We start from the raw sequence: 26,817 nt of genomic DNA, 5'->3' as shown, positions 1-26,817 counted from the left end.
CGCCCGGGGGGGGATCAGCCGTAGCCGAGGGCGTGCAGCCGCTCGTCGTCGATGCCGAAGTGGTGCGCGACCTCGTGCACGACGGTGATCTCGGTCTCCTCGACGGCCTCCTCGCGCGAGGAGCACATCCGCAGCGTGGGGCCGCGGTAGACGGTGATCCGGTCCGGCAGCACCCCCGCGTACCACTCGCCGCGCTCGGTCAGCGGCGTCCCCTCGTAGAGTCCGAGCAGGTCGGGATCGGCCGGGTCGGGCTCGTCCTCGACGAACACGGCCACGTTGTCCATCAGGCGGGTGAGCTCGGCGGGGATACGGTCGAGCGCCTCGCCGACCAGTTCCTCGAACTCCTCGCGGGTCATCTCCAGCACAGGGCCATTGTGTCCCGCGCCGCCCCCGCCCGGACCCCGAACGTTTTGCCCAACCCGGCGGCCGTCCCCTATGCTGCGCACGTCCCCGAAGCGCCTCACGAGGTCTTTCGGCAGGCCCGCCAGCCCTCATCGTCTAGTGGCCCAGGACGCCGCCCTTTCAAGGCGGTAGCACGGGTTCGAATCCCGTTGGGGGCACCACCACACCGCCCAGGCCGCCGTACCGGCGCGCTGCGGGCCGCGCCGCGCCGCGGGCCGTACGGGCGGCGCCCGTACGGCGCGGCAGCGGGGCAGCGCCCCGGGGCCCTTCCGCCACGCCGTCCTTCGCGCGGGCCGCGCCCGCTCGGCGTGACGGAAACATCGCCTCCGTGTCGGGTGCGCCGGCTCAGTTCCGCCGCGCGCTCTCGAAGGCCAGCCCGATCTCCCGGCGGCCGGCGACCTGCGCGGCGATCCCGTCGAGCTGGGCCACCTCGGGTGCGGAGAGGTGGAGCCGGACGGACTTCACGTTCTCCAGCAGCCTGGCCCGGTGCCGGGTCCCCGGGACGGGCACCACCGCCACCGCGTGCACCCGGGTGCGGTCGTGCAGCCAGGCCAGTGCGACCTGCGCGGGCGTGGCGCCGCGCTCCGCCGCGATCGCCCGCAGCGGGGCGAGGATCGCCGCGTTGCGCTGCGCGTTGTCGCCGGTGAACCGTTCGGTGTGGCGCCGGAAGTCGTCCGCGGGGAGCGTCCCCGCGTCGGTGAACGCCCCGGCCAGGAAGCCGCGGCCGAGCGGCGCCGACGGCATCAGTGCGACCCCGAGGTCGGACGCGGCCTGGACCACGTCGGACTCCACGTCGCGGGAGAACAGCGACCACTCCGACTGCACGGCGGCGATCGCGTGGACGTTGTGCGCGGCCCGTAACTGCGCCCCGGTGACCTCGGACAGGCCCAGGTGGCAGACCTTGCCCTCGGCGACCAGCCGGGCCATCGAGGCCACCGTGTCCTCGACCGGGGTGCCCGGGTCGAGGCGGTGCACGAAGTACAGGTCGATGCTGTCGACGCCCAGCCGCCGCAGGCTCGCCTCGACCGAACGGCGCAGGTTGCGCGGAGAGTTGTCGATGCGCCGGTGGAAGGGGTCGCCCGGCCTGCGGACCAGCCCGAACTTGGTGGAGATCAGCGCGTGCCGGCGGTTCCTGCGCAGGAAGGGCCCGATCAGCTCCTCGTTCTCCCCGCTGCCGTACGCGTCGGAGGTGTCGAAGAGCGTCACGCCGCAGTCCAGGGCGAGTTCGAGGGTCTCCAGCGACTCGGCGCGGTCGCTGCGCCCGTACATCTCGCTCATGCCCATGCAGCCGAGGCCCTGGGCGCCCACCAGCGGGCCGTTGGAGCCGAGCGGCACGATGGGCAGCGGCTCGCGCATCATCGCCCGCGGCCTCTGCGGTCTCTGCATGCTCACCGACCTCACCGGACGGTAGCGGATCGGCCCTCGTTCTGGCTGCATGCGCACACCTCCTCACAGGCCGCGGACCCGTCACATGGGGAGGAAAAGGAAGAAATCGCCCGCGGTGCCGCGGCGATTCGTGGATATGGGTAATGAGCTATTGACATGATCCCCCTCCGGAACCCGCACCCCCATGCGGGCCACGACGAACGAAACGTCTTCCCCGGAGCGCCCGGCGCGCCCGGACGGCTTATCCTTCGCCGCTCCGGGCGAATCAGACTTCTTCCAATTTGCTGTGATTCAGCGAACGCCGCATGGCACGGCGGGGCCGCACGGCATTTCGAATCACGCGGTAGGCCGGGCGCCACTGCCGTCGACATATCCACTGAGCAATCGATCGGGGAAATGATCCCGAGGAGCTTCAGGCGGCCCGAACCGCTTCACGGCATTGCGGCAAAGACAAGGGAACGGTCAGGCGCGGTCGACGTGGACGTTCGTGGATTTCACCCGCGCGGTGGCGCGCATGCCGACCTCCAGGCCGAGTTCCTCCACGGCCTCCCTGGTCAGCAGCGAGACCAGCCGGTGCGGTCCGGCCTGGATCTCCACCTGGGCGGCGACGTCGCCGAGTTTCACCGCGGTCACGATGCCGGGGAAGGCGTTGCGGACCGAGGTGTGGGGCGTCTCCTCCTCGTCGGTGTCGGGCTGCGCCAACTCCACCGAGAACGCGGCCAGGTCGCGGCCCTCGATGAGCCGCCGGCCGCCCTCGTCGCGGTGGGTGGCCACCCGTCCGCCGTCCGCCCAGCGCCGGACCGTGTCAGGGCTGACGCCGAGGAGCCGGGCGGCCTGCCCGATCGTGTAGGACTGCATGGCACGACAATAGGGCCGCGCCCGCCGGGCCGCTCACGACGCGTCGGGAGCCGCCGGGGCGTTGGCGACGTAGACCGTGTTGGTCGCCTCACCGCCCTGCAACGGGTTGTCGAAGGCCACGACATGGGCCCGCACGCCGCCCATCACCTCGCCGAGGACCGCGGTGAAGGCGTCGCTCGGCGGGTCGTTGGACCACAGCGCGAAGACGCCGCCGGGCCGCAGGTGCCGGGTGAAGCGCAGCAGGCCGCCGGCGGTGTAGAACGCGGCATGCCGCGGGTTGAGCACGTGGTCGGGCGCGTGGTCGATGTCCAGCAGCACCGCGTCGAAGCGGCGCCCCGGCTCGGCGGGGTCCAGGCCCATCGGGTCGGCGGCGAGCGCGAAGAAGTCGCCGCCCACCAGGCGGCAGCGCGGGTCCGACGTCAGGGCGGCGCCCAGCGGTACGAGGTGCCGCTCGTGCCAGCCGATCACCTCGCCGAGCGCCTCGACCACGACGAGCGAGCGGACCCGCGGGTCCTCCAGTGCGGCACGGGCGGTATAGCCGAGCCCGAGCCCGCCCACTGCGACGTCCCACCGCGCGTCCGCGCTGCTTGCGTCGCCGCCGGCCGCGCCCTCGGCGGCCAGCCGGGCCAGGCCGAGCCGGGCGAGCGCGATCTCGCCGGCGGTGAAGAGGCTCGACATCAGGAAGTCGTCGCCGAGCTTGACCTCGTAGACGTCCTCCCCCGACGCCGGGTCCCTGCGACGGCGCAGGCTGATGTCGCCGAGCGGCGTCGGACGCCAGTCGATCTCCTCGAAACGCGGGCTCATCGGGTCGTCCTCTTCGCTGGCGTCCGGCTCGTGCGGTCACGCGGGGCGTGACGTGTGCCGCGTGCCGTGCGGCACGTGGAGCGCAACCTATCGCGGCGCGGCGGCGGGACCCGGCACGGCGGCCCGCGCGGTCAGGCCGGGCCGACCATCCGACGCTCGGCGAGGCCGGGTTCGCCGTCGAGGCCGAGCCGGGCGGCGGCCTGCCGCCGGACCGGCGCCGGGACGTCGCCGAACGCCAGCGCGCGCAGCGCCTCACGCGCCGCGGGACCGCCGATCGCGTCGATCGCCGCGACCGCCTTGAGGCACAGCCCGTAGTAGGGGCCGTCGTGCCGGGCCCGCACGTCGACCAGCGCCAGCAGCGCCGGGACCGCCTCGGGGGTGCAGGCCCCGGCCTCGCCGGTCTCGGCGAGCAGTTCCACCAGGTCCTCCAGGTGGACGCCGGGCGTGCCCGCGCCGATCACCGGGGCCAGCACGCCGGTCAGCCCCTCGGGCCGCAGGTGCAGGGCGAGGTTGGCGAAGGACGCGAAGTCCCGCCAGGCGCCGGCCGCGGCGAACTCCCGCAGCCAGTCGAGGATCTCCTCGCCCGCCTCCGGCACCGCGAGTTCGATCGCGCGGGCCCGCTTGAGGTCGGTGTAGCCGATGCCCAGCAGGTCCCGTACCCGGTCCGCGGGTGCGCGGTCGGTCTCCGCCGACTCAGCCTCGGCCATGGACAACGGGCGCACCTCTCCGCGGATTTCGAACAGAGTTCGGCCCAGGACACGCGGTGGGACGCGTGCATCCTCTGGGACATCCGAGGATACGGGAGAAGGGCCGTCGCACAGGAGCGCGCGAGGGGCCTGCCGAGTCGACCCGGCGCAGCCACCGGCGCGCAACGGCGGGTTCACCCGGCGGCCAATCCGCGTCGGCACTCTGGCGGATGGCCGTTACCGGCTGGTAATACGTAGCCGATCCACCCCTGTCCGGACCGCACCACCGTGCCGCCGCGGCCCCGCACCCCCGCGGGCACAGCCCTCGGCCGGCACCGCACCTCGGTCAACACAGCGCCTCCGCGTCATGCCACCACCCACGGCCTTCAGGCAGGAGAGTCATGCGCCCACGCAGCAGACGCCAGTTCCTCACCGGTGCGTCCGGAGCGGCCGCGGCCGCCGCACTGACCCTGCTGGACAGCCCCTACGCGTCCGCGGCGGCGCGCGACCGAGCGCTCGCCGCGAGCGCGGCGCGGGCGGTCGACGTCCGGGGCACCACGCTGGAACAGGTCGCCACCGCGACGGGCGGCGGTCCGTACCGCCGGCTGGCCTCGGGCCCCGGCTGGCCGCTGGTGGTCCGCGCCGAGCTGGCCGCGGGCTCCGCCGGCCGCGACGCCCGCCGCACCGGCCTGGCGTCCTTCGTCCAGTTCACCGACCTGCACCTGGCCGACACCGAGTCGCCGGTGCGGTTCGAGTACCTCGCGCAGTACATCGACTCCGCGTACCGGCCGCAGGAGGCGCTGACCGTGCGCGGCGCGTCCTCGCTGGTCGAGCGGATCAACGCGCTGTCCGGCGGCCCGTACACCGGGCTGCCCTTCTCCCTGGTGATGGCCACCGGCGACACCACCGACAACCACGAACTGGTCGAGCTGGACTGGTACCTGACGGTGATGAGCGGCGGCGCGGTGACGCCGTCGACCGGTGACGCCGCGCGGTACGAGGGCGTGCAGAACTCCGGCGGGGCCGGTTACTGGAACCCCGAGTCGTCGTTCCAGGACACGTACAAGAAGGCAGGCTTTCCGCAGATCCCGGGCTTCCTCGGCGCCGCGGGGCGGCCGTTCACCGCGCCGGGCCTGCGCACGCCGTGGTACACCACGGTCGGCAACCACGACGACAGCATCAAGGGCACGCTGCCCGACCTCGGGCTGCTCACCTCGCTCTACACCGGCGGCGGCAAGATCGAGGGCGTGGACGACGCGACCGCCGCCAGGCTGGCCGACGCGATCCAGCACGACCCCGCGTCGGCCGTGCTGATCCTGCTCCACCTGCTGGAGGGCGGCGGCCCGGTCCGCGACGTCACCGCCGACCCGCGCCGCGCCCCCTTCACGCCCCAGCAGTTCGCGCAGGCGCACCTGGACCCGTCGCGCACCGGGCCGGGTCCGTACGGCCACGGCTTCACCGCCGCGGCCGCCTCCAGCGGCAAGCTCTACTACACCTTCCCGGTCGCGCCCGGCGTCCTCGGCGTCAGCCTCGACACCACCAACCGGGCGGGCTGGGCGGACGGTTCGATCGGCACCGCGCAGCTGAAGTGGCTGGAGTCGGTGCTGCAGACGTACAGCACGCACTGGTACGACACCGACGGCGCGGTGGTGCGGCGCGGTTCGCAGGACCAGCTCGTGGTGCTGTTCAGCCACCACACCTCGGGCACGATGGGCAACACGCTGCCCGACCCGTACCACCTCTTCGAGGGCCGGCACACCGGCGGCGAACTGGTCGCGCTGCTGCAGCGCTATCCGAACGTGGTCGCCTGGGTGAACGGCCACACCCACGCCAACCAGATCATCCCGCACGGCCACGCGGTCGCCGAGCGGTCCTTCTGGGAGGTCAACACGGCCTCGCACGTGGACTTCCCGCAGCACGCGCGGCTGATCGAGATCGCGGACAACGGGGACGGCACGCTGTCGCTGTTCACCACCCTGGTGGAGTCCGCGGCGCGCTACGCGACCGACTTCGGCGACACCGGCGACGCCGGACTGGCCGCGCTGTACCGGGAGTTGTCGTACAACGACCCGTACGCGACGCCCGCGGCGAAGCTCGGTGCGGCCGGCGACCACAACACCGAGCTGCTGCTGGTGCGTCCGTTCGGCTAGGGGCGTGTCCGACACCGCGAGACGGACGCGATGTGTCGGACACGGCCTAGCGCGCCCGGCGGGCGAAACGGTCGAGGGCGTCGACCACCAGGCCGCGGGTCTCCTCGCCGCCGAGGTGGCCGGCGCTCTCGACCACCGTCAACTCCGATCCGGGCCATGCCTGGTGCAGCTCCCATGCGGTGTGCAGCGGCCCGCCCATGTCCAGCCTGCCGTGGATCAGCACGCCGGGGATCGCGGCCAGCCGGCCGGCGTCCCTGATCAGCGCGCCCTCCTCCAGCCAGGCGCCGTGCGAGAAGTAGTGCGCGCAGATCCTGACCAGCGCGAGGCGGGCCCGCGAGGGCCGGTCGCCGTACGGACTCGCCGCGCCCTTGGTCTCGTTGGAGAGCACCGCGTCCTCCCACGCGCACCAGTCCTCGGTGGCCTTCTCCCGTACCGCCCGGTCGGGGTGGGTGACCAGGGCGGCGTAGGCCGCGACCACGTCGCCGTCGCGGCCGGTGCCGGGAGCGCCGGCGAGGAAGCGGTCCCATGCCTCGGGGTAGAACCGGCCGACACCGCGGTAGAGCCAGTCGGTCTCGGAGCGCCGCGTGGTGGTCACCGCGGCGATGACGATCTCCGAGACCCGCTCGGGGTGCCGCTCGGCGTAGGCGAGGATCAGCGTGGAGCCCCAGGAGCCGCCGTGCAGCAGCCAGGTGTCGATGCCGAGGTGCTCGCGCAGCCGTTCCATGTCGGCGACCAGGTGCGGCGTGGTGTTGTGCCGCAGGTCGACAGCCGGGTCGGCGGCGTGCGGGGTGCTGCGGCCGCAGTTGCGCTGGTCGAACTGGACGACGCGGTAGCGCCGGGGGTCGAAGAAGCGGCGCCCCCACGGCCCGCTGCCGGAGCCGGGACCGCCGTGCACGACGACCGCCGGCTTGCCCTCGGGGTTGCCGCCGGCCTCCCAGTACAGGCGGTTGCCGTCGCCGACGTCGAGCATCCCGGTCTCGTACGGCTCGATCGGCGCGTAGCGCTCACCCATGCGCGGCTTCTCCCTCGGTCGTCGTGCGGTACGGCGCCGGCCGGCCGGACGGCGGTCCATACAACAGTGCTGTTATATTATCCCGGTGCCCGACGCCGACACCCCCTCCCCGCACCCCCCGGCCGACCCCCCTGGCGGACCCGCACTGCTGGGAACGCGGCTGCGCCACCTGCTGGAGCGGCTCGACGGCGATGTCGCCGCGGTCTACGAGGAGAGGGGACTGCACGGCTTCCGGCCGCGCTTCACCCCGATCGTGCGGCTGCTCGCGGCCGAGGGACCGCTGTCCATCAGCGACCTGGCGCGGGCCACCGGCGTCACGCACTCCGCCGCCAGCCAGACCGTCGCGCAGATGGCCAGGTCGGCGCTGGTGACGCTGGCGCCGGGGCCGACCGACGCGCGGCGCCGCATCGTCCGGCTCACCCCGAAGGCCGAGGCGCTGCTCCCGGCGCTCGACGCCGAGTGGGCGGCCACCTCCGCGGCCGCCGCCGCCCTGGACGCCGAACTCCCCTACCCGCTCAGCCGCCTGGTCGAGGAAGCGCACCGGGCGCTGGACCGCCGCCCGATGCGCGAGCGCATCGCCGAGGCGGACCCGCGGCTCGGCGGCTGACCGCCCCGGCCGGCGCGGCGCGGGGGTCAGCTCCCCGCCACCGCCTCGGCCACCGCGAACTCCCCGCCGCAGACCGGGCAGACGGCCGCGCCGAAGAAGTACGTCAGCGCGAGGGCGATCCGCGGATGGCCGTCGGCGAGCGCGGCGTCGTACAGCCGGCGGCCCACCCCGTCGAGCGCTTCGGGGCCGACCGGATCGAGCGGGCCGGCCGGACGCGGCGGGACCGCGCCGCCTGGCGGCCGTACGCGGTCGGCCGCGGTCGTGACGCGCCCCTCGCCGCCGAGCACGACGCACAGATCCGCGTCGCAGGCCGGGCAGCCGACCTCGCGCTCACCGGTCGTCAGCGTCCACGACAGCGCGTCGCCCTCGCCCCAGACCGGCACGCCCTCCAGCGCCAGCCCGGCCTCGGTCAGGTGCACGTACTCCACGTCCTCGGTGGGCACGGCCAGTTGGGCGCGCGTCAGCGCCGACAGGTCCGCCAGCGCCACGGCGTGCTCCCCGCGCACCGCCGCCGACTCGCGCGGAGCCGCCCCGGCCATGATCGACCCGGCCAGCACCAGCGCGCTCACCCGCTCGGGGCCGGGCCGGGCCGCCGCGATCGCCGCGAGCCGGGGCAGCGCGGCGAAGCTCGCCGAGTACACGCTCCCTTGGTGGCACAGCGCGGACCACAACTCGTTCCACCGTTCGTCGGTCGGCGCCGTCTCGATCAGGTCGAGCAGCCCCGGTATGTCCTCGGCCGAGCCGTACGCGTGGCTCAGCCGCGCCCAGTCCGTCGTCGTCATGCCCGCATACAACCACTCCGCACCGACAATGCGTTCGAATATCCGCGCGGGCCGCGAACGGGCCGCCAACGGGTCACGGACGGAGCGCCGGCGGGGCCGGGACCGGCCCGCGGCGCGCGTGTCAGGAGCGAGGCCCCGGTTCTGATACGCTGATCCAGCGACAACGACCTGCCGAAATGTCCTTCTGATCCCCAGCGGTACCGATCAGTGGCAGACGGTGTGGAGGTCGCGAAAACCCGTGCGAGACCGGTGCACAAGATGTGCAAGACTTGTCCCGCACGAAAGCAAGGTCCTGTGGAGCAGTTTGGAGTGCTCGCCACCCTGTCAAGGTGGAGGCCGCGGGTTCAAATCCCGTCAGGACCGCTGCGGCTGGGTAGCTCAGTTGGTACGAGCGACCGCCTGAAAAGCGGTAGGTCGCCGGTTCGACCCCGGCCCCAGCCACCGCACGACGCAGGGCCCGTCCTCCCGGACGGGCCCTGCGTCGTTCCGCGCCCGCCTGTGGCCCGGCCCCGCGCCGGTTCAGAACAGCACTGCGGCCAGCACCGCCACCAGCCACTCCTCGTACGCCTGCGCCGTCCACCCGCGGGCGACGGTCAACCGGGTCCACAGCTGGGCGGAGGTCAGCGCCCAGCACGCGTCTGCCGCGGCCGACGGGTCCACGCCCGCGCCGAGCAGGCCGCGGTCGGCGAGGTGCTCCACGAACCCCCTGACGCCGCGCAGCCGCTCCTCCTCGGTGGCCTCGATCACCGCGGCCGGCTCGGGCCCTGCCTGGGCGAGCGCCGCGGCGAGACCGGCGAGCCGCTCGTGCACCCCGCGGACGAAGGCCGCCCAGCCGGCCAGCTTCGCGCGGGGGTCGCGCTCCTCCATCACGGCGCGCAGCTCGTCGCGGTCCGCCATCGCCACCGGGGCGTCGTCGCCGGCCTGCGTCACGTCCCACAGCGCCTTGGCCAGCCCCGGTTTGCCGCCGAAGGTCTTGTAGACGGTCTCCGGCGAGACCCCCGCCGCGCCGGCGACCGCGCGCACGGTCGTCGCCCGGTAGCCGTCGCGGAACAGCAGCACGCGGTAGGCGTCCAGGACCGCGCCGCGGTTCCGCTCGGCTCCGGCGCGCCGCCGCCGGGCGTCGTACGGCCTGCGGGCCGCGCCCGCGCCTTTCGTGGCCGCGCCCTTCCCGCCCGGCCCAGCCGTGCCGCGCGTGCCGCCAGCGCCGTCCGGAGCCGCGCGCGGCGCGTCCGGACGCTCGTCCTCCGCAGTCATCCGGGTTACATTACAGTCGACTGTATTGATTACAGCTCGCTGTATCCAATGACCGCCGGGCCGCCGGCGCCCACCGCACGGACGGCCGAGCAGCCCTGCCGGGAGGAACCCAGCCATGACCCCCGTCGCCCCCGGCGTGCACCGCCTCGGCGATCACGCCGTGTCCTTCTACCTGGTCGAGGACCCCGCCGGGCCGCTGCTCGTGGACGCGGGACTCCCCGGCGGGTACGCCGCGCTGGTCTCCTGCCTCGCCGCGATCGGCGCGACCCCCGCCGACCTGCGCGCGGTCCTGATCACCCACGGCCACCCCGACCACACCGGCCTGGCCGCACGGCTGCACGCCGAGGCCGGCACCGAGATCCGGGTCCACGCGGCCGACGCGCCGATCCTCCGGGACGGACCGCGCAGCGCGGTCCGCCACGCCGGACCGGCCCGCTCGCCCCTCCGGTACCTGCTCAAGCGGCCCGGCGCGATCCGCACCCCGCTGCACATGGCCCGTCAGGGCGCCTTCACCGCACCGCCGGTCGCGCGGTTCACCGCCTTCGGCGGCGACGGCGCACGGCACACCGACCTCGCCGACCTGCCGGGCCGCCCACGGGCTGTCGCGCTCCCCGGCCACACGCCCGGCAGCGTCGCCTACCTCTTCGCCGACCGCGGGCTGCTCTTCACCGGCGACGCGGTCGTCACCCACGACGCGCTCGTCGGCGCGACCGGCCCGCGGCTGGTCTGCCGCGGCTTCACCCACGACGGCTCCGCGGCGCTGGCCTCGCTCGACCGGCTCGCCACGCTGCCGCCGTCGCTGCTGCTGCCCGGCCACGGCGAGCCCTTCGCGGGCGGGCCGCGCGCCGCGGCGGAGCAGGCCCGTACCGCCTGGCCGGCCTGAGGGTCAGCGGCCACCCGGGTGGCGGTGGCGCCAGCCGAGGAAGACCGCGGTCGAACCGGCCGCCCACACGGTGAGCACCGCGAACGGGAAGACGTGCTGGTGGCCGCCGAAGTACACCGCGGTGTGCTGCGCGTTCACCGACGCGCCCGGCGGCAGCCACTGGCCGATCCGGCCGAGCAGCGACGGCAGCAGCGGCCAGGACACCGCGCCGCCGGAGGAGGGGTTGCCGAGCAGCACCATCAGGCCCCAGGTGGGCAGCATCGCCCAGCGGCCGACCAGGGTGTTGAACATCGTGAAGACCATGCCGGAGGTGACCATGGTGAAGGCGAGGATCGCCCAGGACTCCGCGAACGGCAGGCTCAGGGCGCCGAGGCCCCAGTCCACGATCGCGGCGATGGCGAAGGCGCCCAGCATCGACTCGGCGACGATGAAGCAGATCCGCTCCCACGGGTGCAGCGCCCTGGCGTGCACGTTCAGCTGGATCGCGCCCACGAAGCCGAGGATCACCGCGGCCAGCGAGATGTAGAAGATCGCCAGGCCGCGCGGGTCGCCCTTCTGCAGCGGGCTGATGTCGGAGACGGCCACCGCCGAGCCGACCGTGGCGCCGACCTTCGGGGCGGTCTGTGCGAGCAGCTGGGCGACGCTGGCGCCGGAGGCGCTGGAGACGTAGAGGTGCGGCGCCGCCGCGCGGGGGCCGTCCTCCCGGAGGATCGCGAACACCTTCTGCTCCTCGACCGCCTCCTCGGCCGCCGCGAACCCGGAGTAGTGGTGCAGCTTCAGCGACGCGCCGAGCGCCTGCTCCATTCCGGCGACGAACCGCACGTGCTCGGCCTCGCTGGCCGGCACGCCGGTCACCGCGGTGGGAATGCGCCGCGGCGTCGGGTTGGCCATGTTGTACGTGTAGGAGCCGGCGAAGAGGCCGGCCGCCGCGGCCACCAGCAGGACGAGCACCGTCGCCGGCAGGAACGGCGAGTTCCTGAACGTCTCCCACCACGACGCCGACGCTGCGTCCTCTCCGGCCTCCACCACGCCCTCACGCTAAGCCCGGCTCCCGCTTCCCGCCCGCGGGCGGCCCCGGCGCCGCCCCGGCACCGCCCCGGCGCGGCCTCGGCGCGGGGCGGCGCTCGCGCCCGGCGCAGCGGCGGGGAAATGGTTGGGCGGAAGCGGACCGCAGGTGCGATGCTGAGATGCGTATGTCTACGCACAGCTCCCCCTCAGCCCGCGCGAACAGCGCAAAGCGCGCGCCGCGCGCCACCCCCGCCACCCCCGCGGACCCGGCGGAGCTGTCCGCGCTGGCCGCCCGGCTGCCCTCGCTCGCGCTGCGCGACGAGCAGCGCCTGGGCCGCCGCCTCGAAGGCGCGCGCCGCATCCGCAAACCCGAGGCGCGCGGCGCCGTCCTCGCCGAGATCGGCACGCAGATAGCGGCGGCGGAGGAGCGGATCGCGGCGCGCGCCGCGGCCGTGCCGCCGATCACGTACCCGGAGGCGCTGCCGGTCAGCCGCAAGCGGGACGAGATCCTCGCGGCGATCCGCGACCACCAGGTGGTGATCGTCGCGGGCGAGACCGGCTCGGGCAAGACCACGCAGATCCCGAAGATCTGCCTGGAGCTGGGCCGCGGCGTGCGCGGCCTGATCGGCCACACCCAGCCGCGCCGGATCGCGGCCCGCACCGTCGCCGAGCGGGTGGCGGAGGAGCTGCACACCCCGCTCGGGCAGGCGGTCGGCTGGAAGGTCCGCTTCACCGACCAGGTGGGCGACACCACGCTGGTCAAGCTGATGACCGACGGCATCATGCTCGCGGAGATCCAGACCGACCGCGAGCTGCGCGCGTACGACACGATCATCATCGACGAGGCGCACGAGCGCAGCCTCAACATCGACTTCATCCTCGGCTACCTGGCCCAGCTGCTGCCGCGGCGCCCGGACCTGAAGGTGGTCATCACCTCCGCGACGATCGACCCGGAGCGCTTCTCGCGGCATTTCGGCGACGCGCCGATCGTGGAGGTCAGCGGCCGCACGTACCCGGTGGAGGTGCGGTACAGGCCGCTGCTGGAGGAGGACTCCGAGGACAGCGACCGGGACCAGATCACCGCGATCTGCGACGCGGTGGACGAGCTGCAGGCGGAGGGTCCCGGCGACATCCTGGTGTTCCTCTCCGGCGAGCGGGAGATCCGCGACACCGCGGACGCGCTGGACAAGAGGAAGCTGCGGCACACCGAGGTGCTGCCGCTGTACGCGCGGCTGTCGTCGGCGGAGCAGCACCGGGTCTTCCAGCAGCACGGGTCGCGCCGCGTGGTGCTGGCCACGAACGTCGCCGAGACCTCGCTGACCGTCCCGGGCATCCGGTACGTGATCGATCCGGGCACCGCGCGGATCTCCCGGTACAGCCACCGCACGAAGGTGCAGCGGCTGCCGATCGAGCGGATCAGCCAGGCCAGCGCGAACCAGCGCAAGGGCCGCTGCGGCCGTACCTCCGACGGCATCTGCATCCGGCTGTACGACGAGGACGACTTCCTGTCCCGGCCGGAGTTCACCGATCCGGAGATCCTGCGGACGAACCTGGCCTCGGTGATCCTGCAGATGACGGCGGCCGGGCTGGGCGACATCGCGCGGTTCCCCTTCATCGACCCGCCGGACAGCCGGAACATCAAGGACGGCGTGCAGCTGCTGGAGGAGCTGGGCGCGCTCGACCCGCAGCAGAGCGACCCGGGCAAGCGGCTGACGCAGACCGGCCGCAAGCTGTCGCAGCTGCCGGTGGACCCGCGGCTGGCCCGGATGGTGCTGGAGGCGGACCGCAACGGCTGCGTGCGCGAGGTGATGGTGATCGCCGCGGCGCTGTCCATCCAGGACCCGCGGGAGCGGCCCTCGGACAAGCAGCAGCAGGCGGACCAGCAGCACGCCAGGTTCCGCGACCCGACGTCGGACTTCCTGGCCTTCCTGAACCTGTGGGGGTACGTCAGGGAGCGGCAGAAGGAGCTGAGCTCCTCCGCCTTCCGCCGGATGTGCCGGTCGGAGTTCCTGAACTACCTGCGGATCCGCGAATGGCAGGACATCTACAGCCAGTTGCGGACGGTGGCCAGGCAGCTGGGCATCGACACCGGCGACCACCAGCCGCGGGACGCCGGCGCAGCCGAGGACGCCGTCGACCCGCAGCTGGTGCACGTCTCGCTGCTCGCCGGGCTGCTGTCGCACCTGGGCCTGAAGGACACCGAGAAGAACGAGTACCTCGGGGCGCGCAGCGCGAAGTTCGCGGTGTTCCCCGGCTCGGCGCTCTTCAAGAAGCCGCCGCGGTGGATCATGTCGGCGGAGCTGGTGGAGACCTCCCGGCTGTGGGCGCGGGTCAACGCGCGGATCGAGCCGGAGTGGGTGGAGCCGCTGGCCCAGCACCTGGTCAAGCGCACCTACAGCGAGCCGCACTGGGAGAAGGACCAGGCGGCGGTGATGGCGTACGAGCGGGTGACGCTGTACGGCGTCCCGCTGGTCGCACAGCGCAAGGTGAACTTCGGCCGGATCGACCCGGAGGTCTCCCGGGAGCTGTTCATCCGCAACGCCCTGGTCGAGGGCGACTGGCGGACCCACCACCAGTTCTTCCACGACAACCGCAAGCTGCTCGGCGAGGTCGAGGAGCTGGAGCACCGGGCCCGGCGCCGCGACATCCTGGTGGACGACGAGACGCTCTACGACTTCTACGACGGCCGGCTCCCCGAGCACGTGGTCTCCGGCGCGCACTTCGACTCCTGGTGGAAGCACCGGCGGCGCGAGGAGCCGGAGCTGCTCAACTTCGAGCACTCCATGCTGATCAACGAGAACGCGGAGGCCGTCAGCAAGGCGGACTACCCGGACTCGTGGCGCCAGGGCGCGCTGAAGTTCCGCGTCACCTACCAGTTCGAGCCGGGCGCCGACGCCGACGGCGTGACCGTGCACATCCCGCTGCAGGTGCTCAACCAGGTGAGCGCGGACGGCTTCGACTGGCAGATCCCGGGGCTGCGCGAGGAGGTCGTCACCGAGCTGATCCGCTCGCTGCCCAAGCCGGTGCGGCGGCACTACGTGCCCGCGCCGAACTACGCGAAGGCGTTCCTCGGGGTCGCGGTGGCCGGCCCCGACCCGCTGCCCGCGGTGCTGGCGCGGGAGCTGCGGCGGATGGTCGGCGTGCCAGTGTCCGCGGAGGACTTCGACCTGGCGAAGGTGCCCGACCATCTGAAGATCACCTTCCGGGTGGTCGACGAGCGGCGCCGCAAGATCGCCGAGGACAAGGACCTGGAGGCGCTGCGGCTGCGACTGAAGCCGAAGACGCGGGAGGCGATCACCCGGGCGTTCGAGCAGGTCTCGGACCCGGCGCTGGCGAGCGTGGAGCAGCGCACCGGCCTGAAGGACTGGACGGTCGGCACGCTGCCGCGCACCTTCGAGGCGCGGCGGTCCGGGCAGCCGGTGAAGGCGTATCCGGCGCTCGTCGACGAGGGCGCGTCGGTCGCCGTGCGGCTCTTCGACACCGAGGCCGAGCAGGGCGAGGCGATGTGGCGCGGCACCCGGCGGCTGATCCTGCTGAACGTGCCGGTGAACCCGGCGAAGTTCGCCGCCGACCGGCTGTCCAACCAGCAGAAGCTGGCGCTGTCCCGCAATCCGCACGGCAGCGTGCAGGCGCTGTTCGAGGACTGCGCGACGGCCGCCGCGGACCGGCTGATCGCCGCGCACGGCGGTCCCGCGTGGGACGAGGCGGGCTACCGCAGGCTCTACGAGGCGGTGCGCGCGGACCTGGTGGAGCTGACCGCGCGCGGCGTGCAGCAGGTGCAGCAGGTGCTGGCGGCCTGGCAGTCCTGCGAGCGGCGGCTGAAGGACACCGCGAGCCTGGCGCTGGTGGCGAACCTCCAGGACGTCAAGGAGCAGCTTTCGGCCCTGGTGCACGCCGGATTCGTCACCGAGGCCGGTCTGAAGCGGCTGCCGGACCTGATGCGCTACCTGGTGGCGGTCGACCGCAGGCTGCAGCAGATGCCGACGGGCGTGCAGCGGGACGCCACCCGGATGGAGAAGGTCCACGAGATCCAGCAGGAGTACGCGGAGCTGCTGGCCGCCCAGCCGCCGGGACGGCCGGTGCCGGCGGCGGTGCGGGACATCCGCTGGATGATCGAGGAGCTGCGGGTCAGCTACTTCGCGCACGCGTTGGGCACCGCGTTCCCGGTGTCCGACAAGCGGGTGTTCAAGGCCCTGGACGAGGCGTGGTCGGGCCTGCGGCCCTGAGTTCGACCCCACCCCCTGACCTGCTGTACAGTCTCTCTCGCAGCCGCGCTTCCCCTGCGGGAGGCGGCCGGCGGCAGCGAGGTCCTGTGGAGCAGTTTGGAGTGCTCGCCACCCTGTCAAGGTGGAGGCCGCGGGTTCAAATCCCGTCAGGACCGCAGTGAGTTGGACGTAGGACCCGGATCCCCAGGATCCGGGTCCTTTCGTTTGTCCCTTCAACCACCTTATTCCGGGCGGAAGTTCCTATACCTCACGGGGTCTAAGATCCACAAGAGTGCGACATGTGACGGGAGTCACGGAAAAATCCTGAGGAAGCGGGGAACTTGACCCCCTCCCCAGAGCCCTCGATTTAATATGTGCAATTGCACTGGGCTGCGCAGCAGCACCCTGGACCCCACAGATCCCACCGCGGGGCACAAAAAAAGATCGCACCGGACCCGGCGGAGTCCGATGCGATCCTCTGCACACCGTCAAACATGAAGCGGGGCTTGCTCACCTTCGGGCGTCCCCGTTGGGGGGCGGGTCGGCCGTCGGGCGGGGCGACTGCTGTGGGGTGGGGGCCCCGAATCGCCCCGAAAGGCCGTCAGGCCTCGCTGCGCTGCTGCGGAATGCCCGCAAGCAGTGCGCGGACCTCGGCCTCGCGATAACGGCGGTGACCGCCGAGCGTGCGGATGGACGTGAGCTTGCCTGCCTTGGCCCAGCGCGTGACCGTCTTGGGGTCGACACGGAACATGGTCGCGACCTCGGCAGGGGTGAGCAACGGCTCGGCATCAGGGGTGCGAGCGGTCATGAGCGGCCTCCTCGAGAGAACCGAACCAGCGCGGTTCTTTCCTCTAAATTCTGCACCTTGGCCCACGTTGCCCGAAATGGGCGACGCGGGCCGAGTCGGTAATAGGACGAACGGCTTGTCCTCGGCACTACAACTACACCATCCGTCCAGCCGCGTCGGCCAAACCGATGGATTTGCCCTCTCAGGTGTTCAACCTCTACGGAAGCCGATGGACCGGGCCATAGCGGACAGTCACCCCAGTGTGACGATCAGTCACAGTTCAACCATCCGCAACATCCCCACCTTCGAAACGAGCCCGAGGCGGACCCGATGTCCCATTTTGGCATGACAGATGGTGATGCAGGCAAGAGTCCGGTTACGTGCTCTGCGTCACGCTTGGGCCAATACCGCCATCTTCGGCGACAGAAGGCAAGCGAAGAGGCTCAAGAGACACGGGGAGACAACAGAGTGCGCACAGGTCCTTCACAAACGGTGCGAAGCCCCTCAGTTGCCGCGGCCGAAAACGGCCTTGCGGCCGCCCGGCCGCCGCCCCCCGACCGGCCCCGTCCTGCCCCCGGCCTCAGTTGGCGAACTGCATCTCCCGGACCGCCCGCCAGCGGTCGGTCAGCCGCTCGTACGCCTCCCCGGCCGCGGCCGAGTCGCCCTCGCGCAGCGCCGCCAGGCCCTCGGCCACATCGGCCGCCGAGCGGTCCTCCAGCAGCCGGTCGGCGCCCATCACGTGGACCAGGCCGCCGTAGTCCAGCTCCACCAGCGACCGCGGGTGGAACTCCTCCAGCCAGCGCCCCACGTCGATCAGCCCGTCGATCAACGGGCCCTCCTCCAGGGCGTCCTTGAGCACCCGCAGCGCCCGCGCCACCCGCCGCCTGGCCTGCACCATGGGCGTCCGATAGCGCAGCAGCGGCTCCTTGGACTCGCCCGCGCCGGCCGGCTCGTACTCCCGCTCGTCGTCGCCGACGAGCACGAACCAGCGCACCGGCACGTGCCAGGTGGCCGACCTGATCCACGGCCGCGCGTCCGGGTTGGCCTCCCGCCAGGACTCGTGGTCGGCCGCCGCCTGCAACCGGACCACCGGCGGCAGCATCGCGTCGAGCACCGGCTCCGGCAGCAGCTCGCCGACGTGCTCCAGGGCCAGCCAGCCGCGCATCCTGGTCCGCCACGGGCAGACGTGCGTGACCCCGCCGACGACCGCGACGAAGGCGTCCCCGCTCTCGTGCACCGGAACCGCCACCGGCGGGACCGGCACCAGGTCCGCCAGCGACTGCCGCAGCTCGTCCTGTGCGGTGCGCGCGGCGCCCGCCGCGGCATACCGGTACCAGTGGGTGCGTTCGGGCTCGGGGAAGGCCGCCAGCGGCTCGTACACGCGCAAGTACGCCGCGTACGGGACCAGTACCGGTGAACCGCCCACACCCGCTCCCTCGCCGCTGCGCCGCGCCGGCCGGCCGACCCCTCGATCGTCCCACGCGGCCCCCCTCACCGGAGGTGATCCCGGCCACTGGCGCGGATCACGGCAGGGCCGGCCGGCGCGCTCCCCCGACCGCCCCGATCACGCCGGGAACGCCCCCCTGGCCCCCTCCGTGATCCGCGCCGCAGGGCCTACGCTGTGGCCATCAAGCCCTCCGCCACCCGTACGGGGGGCGCGAGCCCATGCACCACCACTGGGATCACTGGACTATGGGAGTCACCACCGTGACCGACGTACGACAGACCGTGCCATCGCCGGACGCCTCGACCGAGGGCGTCCTCGCCACGCTGTTCCGATCGGAGCAGGGCGGACACGAGCAGGTCGTTCTCTGCCAGGACCGCGCCTCGGGCCTCAAGGCCGTCATCGCGCTCCACTCCACCGCCCTGGGCCCCGCCCTCGGCGGCACCCGCTTCCACGCCTACGCCTCCGACGAGGAGGCCGTCCAGGACGCGCTCGACCTCGCCCGCGGCATGTCCTACAAGAACGCCCTCGCCGGGCTGGACCTCGGCGGCGGCAAGGCCGTGATCATCGGCGACCCCGACACGCTCAAGTCCGAGCAGCTGCTGCTCGCCTACGGACGCTTCGTGGCCTCCCTCGGCGGCCGCTACGTCACCGCGTGCGACGTCGGCACCTACGTCGCGGACATGGACGTGGTGGCCCGCGAGAACCGCTGGACCACCGGCCGCTCCCCCGAGCAGGGCGGCGCGGGCGACTCCTCCGTGCTGACCGCCTTCGGCGTCTTCCAGGGCATGCGCGCCGCCGCGCGGGCCAGCTGGGGCGAGCCCACGCTGCGCGGCCGCCGGGTCGGCGTGGCCGGCGTCGGCAAGGTCGGCCACCACCTGGTCGAGCACCTGGTGGAGGACGGCGCCGAGGTGGTCGTCACCGACGTCCGCGCGGACGCCGTCTCCCGGATCACCTCCCGTCACCCGCAGGTCACCGCGGTGGAGAACGCTGAGGTGCTGGTGCGCTCGCCGCTCGACGTCTACGCGCCCTGCGCCCTCGGCCACGCCCTGGACGACGCCACGGTCGCCGCGCTCACCGCCCGCGTGGTCTGCGGCGCCGCCAACAACCAGCTCGCCCACCCCGGGGTGGAGAAGGACCTCGCCGACCGCGGCGTCCTCTACGCGCCCGACTACGTGGTGAACGCCGGCGGCGTCATCCAGGTCGCCGACGAGCTGGCCGGTTTCGACTTCGACCGGGCGAAGGCCAAGGCCACGAGGATCTACGACACCACGCTGGCCATCTTCGAGCGGGCCGCGACCGACGGCGTACCGCCCGCGGTGGCCGCGGACCGGCTGGCGGAACAGCGGATGGCGGACCGCACACCGGCCTCGGAGTGGCTCCGTCCGGCGGCCTCGTGACGGGCGTGCCGGGTGATTCACGTGACCGATAGCACGGCCCGATAGCAAGTTCGCGCTAGAAGAAGGTAAAATCGGGCCTGACCAGGCAGGACAGGGCCGCTGATGGCACCTGTTCCGACGCGCGTCGTGCGGGCGACGTACCGTGCGGCGTCGGAAGCAGGTACCGTTGAGGCCCTACGGACCGGTCTCTCTCCGGGGAGACCGCTCCGATTCATGAACGCGTGTCAAGACTCGGGGCCGTCGAGCCCCGCCGTTGAGGGGGTCGAGCCATGGGGCGCGGCCGGGCCAAGGCCAAGCAGACGAAGGTCGCCCGCCAGCTGAAGTACAACAGCGGCGGCACGGATCTCTCACGTCTGGCCGAAGAGCTGGGCGCATCGCCGTCGAGGCCGGTTAATCCGGAGCCTGTCGAGGACGATGACGACGAGTTGGAAGACGACCCGTACGCTCAGTACGCGGATCTTTACAACGAGGACGACGAGGAGGACGAGGACGAGTCACAGTCCTCCTCCCAACGTCGCCGCGCTTGACGCCGCTCACGCGCTGACCCGGTCCGGGGACCCCCGGACCGGGTTTCGTCGTGGTCGCAGCGCCCGGCGGTGCCCCCGGAAGACCTCCGGGGGACCGCGGCGCGCTGCGCGGCTCAGCGGGCATCTCAGTGCGCGTGGTCGCCCACCAGCTCGACGGTGGCCGCGCCATCTTCGCGTGCCGTGATGCCGCCGGCCACCCAGGCGCCGACGCCGCGGTCGGCGAGCACGCTCAGCGCCACCTCGACGGACTCCTGGGGCACCACGGCGACCATGCCGACGCCCATGTTCAGCGTCTTCTCCAGTTCGAGGCGGTGGACCCCGCCCAGCTCGCCGACGGTGCCGAAGACCGGCGCCGGCGTCCAGGTGGAGCGGTCGACGGTGGCGTGCAGCCCGTCCGGGATCACCCGGGCCAGGTTGTTGGCGAGGCCGCCGCCGGTGATGTGCGAGAAGGCGTGCACCTCGGTGGTGCGGGCCAGCGCCAGGCAGTCCAGCGAGTAGATCCTGGTCGGCTCCAGCAGCTCCTCGCCGAGCGTGCGGCCGAACTCCGGCACCTGCCGGTCCAGCTCCCAGCCGGCCCGCTCGAAGAAGACGTGCCGCACCAGGCTGTACCCGTTGGAGTGAAGTCCCGAGGACTCGATGGCGATGACCGCGTCCCCCATCCGGATGCGGTCCGGGCCCAGCAGCCGGTCCGCCTCGACCACGCCGGTGCCGGCGCCCGCCACGTCGAACTCGTCGGCGCCCAGCAGCCCCGGGTGCTCGGCGGTCTCGCCGCCGACCAGCGCGCAGCCGGCCAGCACGCAGCCCTCGGCGATGCCCTTGACGATCGCCGCGACACGCTCGGGGTGCACCTTGCCGACGCAGATGTAGTCGGTCATGAACAGCGGCTCCGCGCCGCACACCACCAGGTCGTCCACCACCATGCCGACCAGGTCGTGCCCGATGGTGTCGTACACGCCCATCCGCCGGGCCACGTCGACCTTGGTGCCGACGCCGTCGGTCGCCGAGGCGAGCAGCGGGCGCTCGTACCGCTTGAGTGCGGACGCGTCGAAGAGCCCGGCGAAGCCGCCGAGACCGCCGACCACCTCGGGCCGGGTGGCCTTGCCGACCCACTCCTTCATCAGGGCGACGGCGCGGTCGCCCGCCTCGATGTCGACGCCCGCGGCGGCGTAGCTGGCACCGGTTGACTCAGACATGGCTGGCACTTTCGTGTCGTGGGGTGATGCCGGGGTGCGGCGGCGGGCCCGGCCGGCAGCAGCCGGGGCCGAGCGGTCCGAGCGGGCCGTTCACGGCCTGCGCAGCGCGTCCGCCGCGTCCGCGCCCCCGGCCAGCTCCACCTCGAGCAGCTGCTTGCCGAGCAGCTCGGGGTCGGGCAGGTCCATCGGGTACTCGCCGTCGAAGCAGGCGCGGCACAGGTTCGGCTTGGCGATGGTGGTCGCCTCGACCATGGCGTCCAGCGAGATGTACGCGAGCGAGTCGGCGCCGAGCGAGGCGCCGATCTCCGCCACGCTCATGCCGTTGGCGATCAGCTCCGCGCGGGTGGCGAAGTCGATGCCGAAGAAGCACGGCCACTTCACCGGCGGCGAGGAGATCCGCACGTGCACCTCGGCGGCGCCGGCCTCCCGGAGCATCCGCACCAGGGCGCGCTGGGTGTTGCCGCGGACGATGGAGTCGTCCACCACGACGAGGCGCTTGCCGCGGATGACTTCCTTCAGCGGGTTGAGCTTGAGCCGGATGCCGAGCTGCCTGATGGTCTGCGAGGGCTGGATGAAGGTCCGGCCGACGTAGGAGTTCTTCACCAGGCCCGAGCCGTACGGGATGCCGCTGGCCTCGGCGTAGCCGACCGCGGCCGGCGTGCCCGACTCCGGGGTCGGTATCACCAGGTCGGCCTCGACCGGGGCCTCCTGGGCCAGCCTGCGGCCCATCTCGACCCGGGAGAGGTAGACGTTGCGGCCCGCGATGTCGGTGTCGGGGCGGGCCAGGTAGACGTACTCGAAGACGCAGCCCTTGGGGCGGGCGTCGGCGAAGCGGGAGGAGCGCAGGCCCTGCTCGTCGATGGCGATCAGCTCGCCGGGCTCGATCTCCCGGACGAAGCTGGCGCCGCAGATGTCGAGGGCGGCGGACTCCGAGGCGACCACCCAGCCGCGCTCCAGGCGGCCCAGCACCAGCGGGCGGATGCCCTGCGGGTCGCGGGCCGCGTAGAGGGTGTGCTCGTCCATGTAGACGAGGCTGAAGGCGCCCTTGATCTTCGGCAGCACCTGCGGCGCGGCGTCCTCGACGGACAGCGGGGTGCCGTCCGGCGCGGTCTGGCCGGCGAGCAGCGCGGTGATCAGGTCGGTGTCGTTGGTCGCGGCGACCTTCGTCGCCCGGCCCGGCTTCTGCGGCAGCGCGGCGACCATCTCGGCCAGCTCCGCGGTGTTCACCAGGTTGCCGTTGTGGCCGAGCGCGATGGAGCCGTGCCCGGTGGCGCGGAAGGTCGGCTGGGCGTTCTCCCACACGGAGGCGCCGGTCGTCGAGTAGCGCGCGTGGCCGACGGCGATGTGGCCGGTCAGCGAGCCGAGGGAGGTCTCGTCGAAGACCTGGGAGACAAGCCCCATGTCCTTGAAGACGAGGATCTGGGAGCCGTTGCTCACTGCGATGCCCGCGGACTCCTGTCCGCGGTGCTGCAGGGCGTACAGCCCGAAATAGGTGAGCTTGGCGACCTCTTCGCCCGGCGCCCAGACCCCGAAGACGCCGCAAGCGTCCTGGGGGCCCTTCTCGCCGGGGAGCAGGTCGTGGCTGAGTCGTCCGTCACCACGAGGCACGATGACGAGTCTAGGGCAGGATTGCCGATCGTCCGAACGAGGGACCCTTCGAATCCGTGGCTCTATGCGCGTAGTGCCTTGCGGCGCAAGGCCGTGTGACGTATGCCCGGGGCGCTTACCCGGTCGGCCGCAGTGCGGGGTCGCGGATCAGCGCGGTGATCTCGCCGGCGGTTCCGCGCGAGCGCGGGAACCCTGCGTAGTCGAGCACCACGCGGCCGCCCCCGGCCGTGGCCGGGCCTGCGCACGCCCCGACGAACGTGAGGGCGCCGGCGCCGTTCCCGGTCACCTCGGTGACCTCCGCCCACGGCAGCAGCGTCTCCCTGCGCAGCCGCCGCACGCGCAGGCCCTGCGGGGTGGCGGTGATCCGCCACAGCAGCATCCTCAGCGCGAGCCAGGCGCAGCCGGCGAGCCCCAGCGCCTCCACCGGCAGCCACCACCACGCGGGAGTGCGCGTCAGGTCCTCCTGGACCGTGCTCGCCGCGACGACGACCGGCCCCGCGGCCACCAGCCACGCGCCGGCGCCCGGCCGTCACCGGGTGCGCACCGACGTACCCGGACCCATGTCCGCTCCTCCCCCTCCGTCAGCCCATCACGGGCAGATACGGTCCCAGGTCCGCGCGCTCGCCGCTGGCCGCGATCGCCGCGGTGTCCAGGGCCGCACTCCAGGAGACGCGCCCGGTGGCCAGCCGGATCCAGGTGCGCGGGTCGGTCTCCACCACGTTCGGCGGGGTGCCGCGGGTGTGGCGGGGGCCGGCGACGCACTGCACCGCCGCGTACGGCGGCACCCGCACCTCCACGGAGTTGCCGGGGGCCTTCGCGGCCAGCGCGTCGGCCAGCAGCCGGGTCGCCGCCGCGAGCGCCTGCCGGTCCAGCGGCACGTCCAGGCCGGTCGCCCGGCTCAGGTCGTCGCTGTGCACGACCAGCTCGACGAGGCGGGTCACGGTGAAGTCCGCGGCGCGCATCCCGGAGAACGGCCGGGCGGTGAGGCGGTCGGCGCGCAGCGCCTCCGCCCGCTGGGCGGGCAGCAGCGCGGCCTCGGCGTCCAGTGCGGCCACCGGGTCGGCGGTGTGCGCGGCCTGCTCCCGGGTCGCGGCGTCCAGCCGGTCGGCGATGTCGGCGGTGGACAGCGCCCACAGGTCGAGGGAGGTCACCGGCGTGCCGGGCGGCGCGGGCTCCTCCGCGAGCAGCGTCCGCAGCGCCTCGACCTGCCGCACGACGTGCACGACCAGCAGCCGTACGTCCCACCCCGGCAGCCCGCTCGGGGCGTCCCACTGGGCGGGGGTCAACCGCCGTACGGCCTGCTGCAGATGGCCCACCTGCGCGGTGAGCGCGGCCCAGGTCCTGTCGGGGTCGTAGGTGCGGGCGCGGCGGCTGGCGGGCGGCATCCCCCGACCCTATCCGCCGGCGCCGACACGGCCGGCGCGGCCGGCCGGGACCGCCCATCGGGCGCCGGCCGGCCGCGCCGCGGGTCCGCGGTCAGCCCTGGCGCGGCCGCTCGAAGGTGAGCAGCAGGCCCTCGACGGCGCCGGGGCCTATCCGGCCCTTGACGTCGGCGGCCGTGACGGCCTTCAGCGCCCAGCCGTCCTCCGCCTGCTTGTTGAGCGTCTTCTCCAGCTTGTCGCCGTCCAGAGCGTCGCCGATGAGCGACTCGCGGAAAGAGACGACCTTGTACTCGTACATGCCGGGCCCTTCGCAGTTGTTCCGTTCGTACGGTCGTACGTGTGGCGGGGACAGCCAACCACGAACGGGTGCGGGCAGGGCGTCGACGGGCGGGGGGCGACGCCCCTCACGTGTCGGGGGAGTCGGAACGCGTACGCCTGCGCCTACGCGTCGTCGGACCGGCCCCCGGCGCCGTGCACCCGCCGGTGGCTCCAGAGCAGCAGCCCGAGCAGGATCAGCCCGGAGAGGATGAGGCTGGACCCGGTGCTCCAGCCGGCGAACGGCAGCCAGGACAGCGCGCGCACGCCCCACACGACGCCCGCGCCGATCAGGCCGAGCCCCGCCAGCAGCGACCCGGCGATCCGCCAGCGCGACGCGACGCTCGCCTCGACGCCCTCCATGGCCTTCTTCCGCACCGGCTCCTCGAACCGGGCGACCGCCGGGACGGCGCGGCCCAGCAGGATCAGCCCGGCGAGCACCAGCAGCAGGCCAGGACCCGGCAGCACCAGCAGCGCGAGGCCGACCAGCACCACCACGCCCCCCGCGGCGCCCAGCACGATCCGCGTCACCGGGTGCGGCGGCCGGTCCTGCCGCCGCCGTCCGGCCCGCGTTCCCTGCCCGTCGGCCCGCCGTGCTGCGCTCACCCGGCCACCGTAACCGGGCGCCCGCCCCGAACCGGGACATGAGCCGTGTCACGCCGGAAGCTGTCACGCGGTGGCCGGGCCGCAGCCGGCGGGGTACGGGCGGTCGCCGTGGACGCGCTGGACGCGGAGCGGCCGGGCGCCGCGGTACGGCAGGCCGCGCCGGACGCCGTGGTGCACCTGCTCACCGCGATCCCGGCGCGGATCGATCCGCGCCGGACGGAGCGGGACGTCGCGCCGACGAACCGGCGGCGCACGGAGGCGGCGAGGACGCGGCGCGGTGGACCCGCCCGCCCCCGGTGGCCCGGTCCGCGACCGCGACAGCCCCCTCGGGCCGGTGGCGACGTGCAGCAGCCGTCGTGGCTGGCCGCGCCGTTCCCCGCGCCCCCGAAGAACCCGGGCCGCGCCCGGAACGCGCCAGGCGTCGCGCCGCACCGGCCGGTGGCGCGGGGCCGTCTGTGCGACGGCGGCAACCGCCCCCGCACAGACGGCCCCGCGCCCCGAGCGGCCGGTCAGGTCATGCAGATGCCGGCGGTGAGGGCGGCGGCGGAGACGAGGAGGGCGGCGATGACGGCGGCCCACAGGGCGGTGCCGTCGGAGACGGCGCGGGGGTGGCGGTCGACGACGACGTACTCGGGGCAGGACGCGGCGTAGAGCAGCGGGACCTCGCCGCCGACGCGCTCGACGTTGGTGCGCAGCGTCAGCTCGCAGACGGCGGTGACCTCGCGCCGGTCGAGGGTCGTGAAGGCCACGACCGGGGTGTCGTTGCCGACGTGCCCGCGGTCCTCCTCGGGCCGCCACGCCTCACGCGTGGCGATGACCCGCCCGGTCGTGCGGACCGGCTCGGTGCGCAGCGCGCGGGCGCGGCGGCGCGTCTCGCGCAGCTCGCCGGCGAAGACGACGAAGGTGACCGCCGTCCACACGGTGCCCAGCGAGAGCAGGAACAGCGCCTCGACGCCGACGTCCCCGTCCGCGCCCAGCACCAGCCGGAACAGCGGGAAGACGGGGAGCGCGACGGCCGGGATGCCGAGCAGGCCGTGGCGCAGCACGAAGGTGGCGGGCTCGGCGGCCACCCGGAAGATGTCGGGCCGCCGGGTCCGCACCCAGACGGTGACCTCGCGCCCCGGCCAGGCCGCGCCGAGCAGTCCGCAGCGGCCGCCGCCGCCGTGGGTGGTGCCGACGCGCTCCTCGCCGGTCACCGGGTCCACGAAGGACACCTCGGCGGGGACGCCGTTCCCCCACCCCTTGGCCTGGTCGGCCTCCCACACCCGCAGCACCCGCGCGACCCCGCGCCGCTGCCAGGTGCCCCGCGTCGCGTACCGCCACGCCCCGACCAGTACGAGGACTCCGAACAACCCGCACCACACCGCGCACCCCACCCAGTACGTCACCGCGCACCCCGCCCCTTTCCCCACCCCGCAGGACGCCCCACCGTCCCACCTGGTTGCCTCCGCGGGCCAGCTCCGTGGCGGTGTTCGACAGCGGGCCCGCCTTCGCCGGCCCGCCGGGCGGGCGGACACG

General features: G+C 73.5%; 24 protein-coding genes and 4 tRNA genes. 10 read left to right on the top strand and 18 right to left on the bottom strand.

The genetic code is table 11. From position 1 onward, the window contains the following. Positions 1–14: 14 nt before the first annotated feature. Positions 15–365, bottom strand: a complete 351-nt coding sequence (locus V2S66_RS22585) for a metallopeptidase family protein (protein ID WP_330797800.1) — start codon at positions 363–365, stop codon at positions 15–17. A gap of 122 nt (positions 366–487) precedes the next feature. Between V2S66_RS22585 and V2S66_RS22580 the strand changes: the two genes are divergently transcribed. Further along, positions 488–563: transfer RNA gene (locus V2S66_RS22580), tRNA-Glu, on the top strand. Positions 564–747: 184 nt separating this feature from the next. Here V2S66_RS22580 and V2S66_RS22575 read toward each other — a convergent pair. The 4 genes from V2S66_RS22575 to V2S66_RS22560 form a co-directional block, all read right to left on the bottom strand. Then, positions 748–1,788 (bottom strand): aldo/keto reductase, encoded by a 1,041-nt coding sequence (locus V2S66_RS22575; RefSeq protein ID WP_330797799.1) that lies wholly within the window; start codon positions 1,786–1,788, stop codon positions 748–750. A 462-nt stretch (positions 1,789–2,250) separates the two neighbouring features. Continuing rightward, on the bottom strand, positions 2,251–2,646 hold the full coding sequence (locus V2S66_RS22570) for a TOBE domain-containing protein (protein ID WP_330797797.1): 396 nt from the start codon (positions 2,644–2,646) through the stop codon (positions 2,251–2,253). A 33-nt stretch (positions 2,647–2,679) separates the two neighbouring features. Further along, positions 2,680–3,450, bottom strand: a complete 771-nt coding sequence (locus tag V2S66_RS22565; protein WP_330797796.1) for a spermidine synthase family protein — start codon at positions 3,448–3,450, stop codon at positions 2,680–2,682. A gap of 131 nt (positions 3,451–3,581) precedes the next feature. After that, complete coding sequence (locus tag V2S66_RS22560) at positions 3,582–4,157, bottom strand: hypothetical protein (protein ID WP_330797794.1); 576 nt, start codon at positions 4,155–4,157, stop codon at positions 3,582–3,584. A gap of 380 nt (positions 4,158–4,537) precedes the next feature. Here V2S66_RS22560 and V2S66_RS22555 point away from each other — a divergent pair, with 380 nt between their 5' ends. After that, the gene (locus V2S66_RS22555; protein WP_330797792.1) at positions 4,538–6,286 is read left to right on the top strand and encodes a TIGR03767 family metallophosphoesterase; all 1,749 of its coding nucleotides are present in this window, start codon (positions 4,538–4,540) and stop codon (positions 6,284–6,286) included. 46 nt (positions 6,287–6,332) lie between these two features. Here V2S66_RS22555 and pip read toward each other — a convergent pair whose 3' ends face one another. Beyond that, on the bottom strand, positions 6,333–7,298 hold the full coding sequence (gene pip, locus V2S66_RS22550; RefSeq protein WP_330797790.1) for a prolyl aminopeptidase: 966 nt from the start codon (positions 7,296–7,298) through the stop codon (positions 6,333–6,335). Positions 7,299–7,383: 85 nt separating this feature from the next. Here pip and V2S66_RS22545 point away from each other — a divergent pair, with 85 nt between their 5' ends. Further along, positions 7,384–7,905 (top strand): MarR family winged helix-turn-helix transcriptional regulator, encoded by a 522-nt coding sequence (locus V2S66_RS22545; protein ID WP_330797788.1) that lies wholly within the window; start codon positions 7,384–7,386, stop codon positions 7,903–7,905. Positions 7,906–7,931: 26 nt separating this feature from the next. On the opposite strand, the gene V2S66_RS22540 is transcribed toward V2S66_RS22545, so the two are convergent. Beyond that, on the bottom strand, positions 7,932–8,687 hold the full coding sequence (locus tag V2S66_RS22540; RefSeq protein WP_330797786.1) for a hypothetical protein: 756 nt from the start codon (positions 8,685–8,687) through the stop codon (positions 7,932–7,934). 288 nt (positions 8,688–8,975) lie between these two features. Between V2S66_RS22540 and V2S66_RS22535 the strand changes: the two genes are divergently transcribed. Beyond that, positions 8,976–9,050: transfer RNA gene (locus V2S66_RS22535), tRNA-Asp, on the top strand. A gap of 4 nt (positions 9,051–9,054) precedes the next feature. Continuing rightward, positions 9,055–9,128: transfer RNA gene (locus V2S66_RS22530), tRNA-Phe, on the top strand. A 78-nt stretch (positions 9,129–9,206) separates the two neighbouring features. Here the strand turns inward: V2S66_RS22530 and V2S66_RS22525 are convergent. After that, positions 9,207–9,941 (bottom strand): TetR/AcrR family transcriptional regulator, encoded by a 735-nt coding sequence (locus V2S66_RS22525; protein WP_330797785.1) that lies wholly within the window; start codon positions 9,939–9,941, stop codon positions 9,207–9,209. Positions 9,942–10,056: 115 nt separating this feature from the next. On the opposite strand from V2S66_RS22525, the gene V2S66_RS22520 reads away from it, so the two are divergent. Continuing rightward, positions 10,057–10,824, top strand: coding sequence for an MBL fold metallo-hydrolase (locus V2S66_RS22520; protein ID WP_330797783.1), 768 nt, complete (start codon positions 10,057–10,059; stop codon positions 10,822–10,824). A gap of 3 nt (positions 10,825–10,827) precedes the next feature. Here the strand turns inward: V2S66_RS22520 and V2S66_RS22515 are convergent, their stop codons facing one another. Further along, positions 10,828–11,853: an ABC-2 transporter permease gene (locus V2S66_RS22515; protein WP_330797781.1), complete on the bottom strand. Its 1,026-nt coding sequence runs from the start codon at positions 11,851–11,853 to the stop codon at positions 10,828–10,830. Positions 11,854–12,017: 164 nt separating this feature from the next. Here V2S66_RS22515 and hrpA point away from each other — a divergent pair, with 164 nt between their 5' ends. Together hrpA and V2S66_RS22505 are read left to right on the top strand one after the other, a co-directional pair. Beyond that, a complete protein-coding gene (hrpA, locus tag V2S66_RS22510; RefSeq protein WP_330797780.1) occupies positions 12,018–16,058 on the top strand; it encodes an ATP-dependent RNA helicase HrpA in 4,041 nt (1,346 codons plus the stop codon). A gap of 80 nt (positions 16,059–16,138) precedes the next feature. After that, positions 16,139–16,213 (top strand) — tRNA-Asp (locus tag V2S66_RS22505). A 425-nt stretch (positions 16,214–16,638) separates the two neighbouring features. Here the strand turns inward: V2S66_RS22505 and bldC are convergent. Further along, a complete protein-coding gene (gene bldC / locus V2S66_RS22500; protein WP_003949541.1) occupies positions 16,639–16,845 on the bottom strand; it encodes a developmental transcriptional regulator BldC in 207 nt (68 codons plus the stop codon). A gap of 559 nt (positions 16,846–17,404) precedes the next feature. Continuing rightward, complete coding sequence (locus V2S66_RS22495) at positions 17,405–18,250, bottom strand: hypothetical protein (protein WP_330797777.1); 846 nt, start codon at positions 18,248–18,250, stop codon at positions 17,405–17,407. Between the two features lie 266 nt (positions 18,251–18,516). Between V2S66_RS22495 and V2S66_RS22490 the strand changes: the two genes are divergently transcribed. Then, a complete protein-coding gene (locus V2S66_RS22490) occupies positions 18,517–19,668 on the top strand; it encodes a Leu/Phe/Val dehydrogenase (protein ID WP_330797775.1) in 1,152 nt (383 codons plus the stop codon). Positions 19,669–19,937: 269 nt separating this feature from the next. Then, the gene (locus tag V2S66_RS22485; RefSeq protein ID WP_330797774.1) at positions 19,938–20,195 is read left to right on the top strand and encodes a DUF3073 domain-containing protein; all 258 of its coding nucleotides are present in this window, start codon (positions 19,938–19,940) and stop codon (positions 20,193–20,195) included. 125 nt (positions 20,196–20,320) lie between these two features. Here the strand turns inward: V2S66_RS22485 and purM are convergent, their stop codons facing one another. From purM to V2S66_RS22450, 7 genes are all read right to left on the bottom strand, one after another. Then, on the bottom strand, positions 20,321–21,388 hold the full coding sequence (gene purM, locus V2S66_RS22480; RefSeq protein ID WP_330797773.1) for a phosphoribosylformylglycinamidine cyclo-ligase: 1,068 nt from the start codon (positions 21,386–21,388) through the stop codon (positions 20,321–20,323). Positions 21,389–21,478: 90 nt separating this feature from the next. Continuing rightward, positions 21,479–22,996, bottom strand: coding sequence for an amidophosphoribosyltransferase (gene purF / locus V2S66_RS22475; protein WP_330797771.1), 1,518 nt, complete (start codon positions 22,994–22,996; stop codon positions 21,479–21,481). A gap of 115 nt (positions 22,997–23,111) precedes the next feature. Continuing rightward, entirely contained in the window at positions 23,112–23,501 is a 390-nt protein-coding gene (locus V2S66_RS22470; RefSeq protein ID WP_330797768.1) for a PH domain-containing protein, read from the bottom strand. A gap of 76 nt (positions 23,502–23,577) precedes the next feature. Then, positions 23,578–24,381, bottom strand: coding sequence for a sterol carrier family protein (locus tag V2S66_RS22465; protein ID WP_330797766.1), 804 nt, complete (start codon positions 24,379–24,381; stop codon positions 23,578–23,580). Positions 24,382–24,472: 91 nt separating this feature from the next. After that, on the bottom strand, positions 24,473–24,676 hold the full coding sequence (locus tag V2S66_RS22460; protein WP_330797764.1) for a DUF4177 domain-containing protein: 204 nt from the start codon (positions 24,674–24,676) through the stop codon (positions 24,473–24,475). A gap of 143 nt (positions 24,677–24,819) precedes the next feature. Then, complete coding sequence (locus V2S66_RS22455) at positions 24,820–25,299, bottom strand: PGPGW domain-containing protein (RefSeq protein WP_413966456.1); 480 nt, start codon at positions 25,297–25,299, stop codon at positions 24,820–24,822. A gap of 509 nt (positions 25,300–25,808) precedes the next feature. Beyond that, the gene (locus V2S66_RS22450; RefSeq protein WP_330797762.1) at positions 25,809–26,687 is read right to left on the bottom strand and encodes a DUF3592 domain-containing protein; all 879 of its coding nucleotides are present in this window, start codon (positions 26,685–26,687) and stop codon (positions 25,809–25,811) included. Positions 26,688–26,817 lie beyond the last annotated feature (130 nt).

The organism is Actinacidiphila polyblastidii, from assembly GCF_036353415.1.
In the GTDB taxonomy this organism is placed as follows: Bacteria; Actinomycetota; Actinomycetes; order Streptomycetales; family Streptomycetaceae; genus Actinacidiphila; species Actinacidiphila polyblastidii.
This window is presented reverse-complemented; position numbering and strand designations above follow the sequence as displayed.

What these genes read in the sequence shown, in the direction of transcription:
- V2S66_RS22555 (WP_330797792.1), top strand. Translation starts at nt 4,538, where the DNA reads ATGCGCCCACGCAGCAGACGCCAGTTCCTCACCGGTGCGTCCGGAGCG.
- bldC (WP_003949541.1), bottom strand. Translation starts at nt 16,845, where the DNA reads ATGACCGCTCGCACCCCTGATGCCGAGCCGTTGCTCACCCCTGCCGAG.
- V2S66_RS22460 (WP_330797764.1), bottom strand. Translation starts at nt 24,676, where the DNA reads ATGTACGAGTACAAGGTCGTCTCTTTCCGCGAGTCGCTCATCGGCGAC.
- pip (WP_330797790.1), bottom strand. Translation starts at nt 7,298, where the DNA reads ATGGGTGAGCGCTACGCGCCGATCGAGCCGTACGAGACCGGGATGCTC.
- V2S66_RS22520 (WP_330797783.1), top strand. Translation starts at nt 10,057, where the DNA reads ATGACCCCCGTCGCCCCCGGCGTGCACCGCCTCGGCGATCACGCCGTG.
- V2S66_RS22490 (WP_330797775.1), top strand. Translation starts at nt 18,517, where the DNA reads ATGGGAGTCACCACCGTGACCGACGTACGACAGACCGTGCCATCGCCG.
- V2S66_RS22560 (WP_330797794.1), bottom strand. Translation starts at nt 4,157, where the DNA reads ATGGCCGAGGCTGAGTCGGCGGAGACCGACCGCGCACCCGCGGACCGG.
- V2S66_RS22525 (WP_330797785.1), bottom strand. Translation starts at nt 9,941, where the DNA reads ATGACTGCGGAGGACGAGCGTCCGGACGCGCCGCGCGCGGCTCCGGAC.
- V2S66_RS22540 (WP_330797786.1), bottom strand. Translation starts at nt 8,687, where the DNA reads ATGACGACGACGGACTGGGCGCGGCTGAGCCACGCGTACGGCTCGGCC.
- V2S66_RS22565 (WP_330797796.1), bottom strand. Translation starts at nt 3,450, where the DNA reads ATGAGCCCGCGTTTCGAGGAGATCGACTGGCGTCCGACGCCGCTCGGC.
- V2S66_RS22465 (WP_330797766.1), bottom strand. Translation starts at nt 24,381, where the DNA reads ATGCCGCCCGCCAGCCGCCGCGCCCGCACCTACGACCCCGACAGGACC.
- V2S66_RS22575 (WP_330797799.1), bottom strand. Translation starts at nt 1,788, where the DNA reads ATGCAGAGACCGCAGAGGCCGCGGGCGATGATGCGCGAGCCGCTGCCC.
- hrpA (WP_330797780.1), top strand. Translation starts at nt 12,018, where the DNA reads ATGTCTACGCACAGCTCCCCCTCAGCCCGCGCGAACAGCGCAAAGCGC.
- purM (WP_330797773.1), bottom strand. Translation starts at nt 21,388, where the DNA reads ATGTCTGAGTCAACCGGTGCCAGCTACGCCGCCGCGGGCGTCGACATC.
- V2S66_RS22570 (WP_330797797.1), bottom strand. Translation starts at nt 2,646, where the DNA reads ATGCAGTCCTACACGATCGGGCAGGCCGCCCGGCTCCTCGGCGTCAGC.
- V2S66_RS22485 (WP_330797774.1), top strand. Translation starts at nt 19,938, where the DNA reads ATGGGGCGCGGCCGGGCCAAGGCCAAGCAGACGAAGGTCGCCCGCCAG.